The organism is Tenacibaculum agarivorans, assembly GCF_001936575.1.
Lineage (GTDB): Bacteria > Bacteroidota > Bacteroidia > Flavobacteriales > Flavobacteriaceae > Polaribacter > Polaribacter agarivorans.
Genome location: NZ_MSMP01000093.1, coordinates 1 through 1,561, shown reverse-complemented (window position 1 = coordinate 1,561; position 1,561 = coordinate 1). Strand labels below are relative to the sequence as shown.

General features: G+C 29.7%; 1 protein-coding gene. It reads left to right on the top strand.

The window, feature by feature from the left end; translation table 11 throughout:
* Positions 1 to 141 precede the first annotated feature (141 nt).
* Complete coding sequence (locus tag BVC87_RS22965; protein WP_075344724.1) at positions 142 to 1,542, top strand: AraC family transcriptional regulator; 1,401 nt, start codon at positions 142 to 144, stop codon at positions 1,540 to 1,542.
* The last annotated feature ends 19 nt before the right edge of the window (positions 1,543 to 1,561 follow it).

The following is a 1,561-nucleotide window of genomic DNA, read 5'->3' as shown; positions in this document are numbered from 1 at the left end:
AGTGTATAATTCATTGCTAGTTTACTTACGAAAGTCCTATCGGACTTTCTATCTGTGATTTATTTGCTAACTTTAGTGCTTAAACACGCAACCAAATCATACACAAAACCGTTGTGTGGCATTTAAAGAAACCGAAATGAGATGAACAAAACAAGGCGAGAATACCTCAAACGAATAAATTTCGTCTTAAATTTTATCGAAAAGAATCTTAATACTGACTTATCACTTGAATATCTAGCAGAGAAAGCTAATTATTCACCTTACCATTTCCATAGAGTATTTTTGACAGTTGTCGGAGAAAAACTGAATGAATTTATCAATAGAAAACGGATTGAACGAATTGCTTCCATTCTACTCGTTGAACCAAATATTATTTTAAAAGATTTAGCTTTCAAATATGGTTTCAATAGTGATAATTCTTTTTCACGAGCATTTAAAAAATACTATGGCATTAGTCCAACTAAATTTAAATCTCAAGGAAAAGAATTACTTAGCAAGATTGGTATAGAACCTTTTTCTTCTGAAAAATATATTTGTTCCATTGATAATATGAAACAATGGACTAAAATGAATGCACGAATAACGATAAAAGAACTTCCGGAATTGAAACTTGCCAGTATATCTACTATTGGAAACTTCGAAAAGGCTGGTAATATGTTTCAAAAGTTAATGGAATGGGGACATCAAAAAGGGGTATTAGATACTACTAATTTTAAAGCAATAACAATTTATCACGATAACCCTAATGTTACTCAAACCTCAAAAGTGAGATTTAGCACTTGTGTAACGATTTGTAAAAACATCAATACAGATGGAGAAATTGGACAACATAACCTAAAGAAAGGTATTTATAGCATTGGCCATTTTGAAATTAAAGCAGAAGAAATTTCAAAAGCTTGGAAAAGTATGTGCATTTGGGTTATTGAAAATGGTTATGAATTTAGAGATGCAGATTATTTTGAAGTGTATCATAATGACCACAGAACTCATCCTGAACAGAAATTCATAATGGACATTTGTATTCCACTCGAAAAAACAAAGAACATTAAACTTAAAGAAATCAACAATGTTAATCTGTCTAAAAAAAACTCTCAAAACCAAGAATGCGAAAACAACTTAGATTATCATCAATTGATAAACTATATGAAAGAATTGAGACTCTTTTTTCAAAAAGAATATGACACAATTTTTAAACTCGGTAAGATTTATCAAGGAGACCCGAATTTCTCTTACTTTTCTCTAACAACAGAGGTATTAAAAGAGCAAAAACTTAAATTCGTTATTATCCTAAATCACAAAGAGTTGTCTTTTTCTATTTGTTTATCGGGTCAAAACAAAAGCATTAGAAAAAAGTACTGGAACATATTTAAAAATAGCGATTGGAACAAATATCATTTAGCTGAATCAATTGACAATAGTTTATCTATCATTGACCAAACTATTGTAAAAGAACCTGATTTTAATAATAGAATGAGTTTAACTGAACAGATTGAAAAAGAGTCTTTGAAATTCATAAACGAAATAAAAAGCATCCTTGAATAAAAAACGACCACACAACAAC

Coding starts and splice junctions, on each gene's coding strand:
- BVC87_RS22965 (WP_075344724.1), top strand. CDS start 142: ATGAACAAAACAAGGCGAGAATACCTCAAACGAATAAATTTCGTCTTA.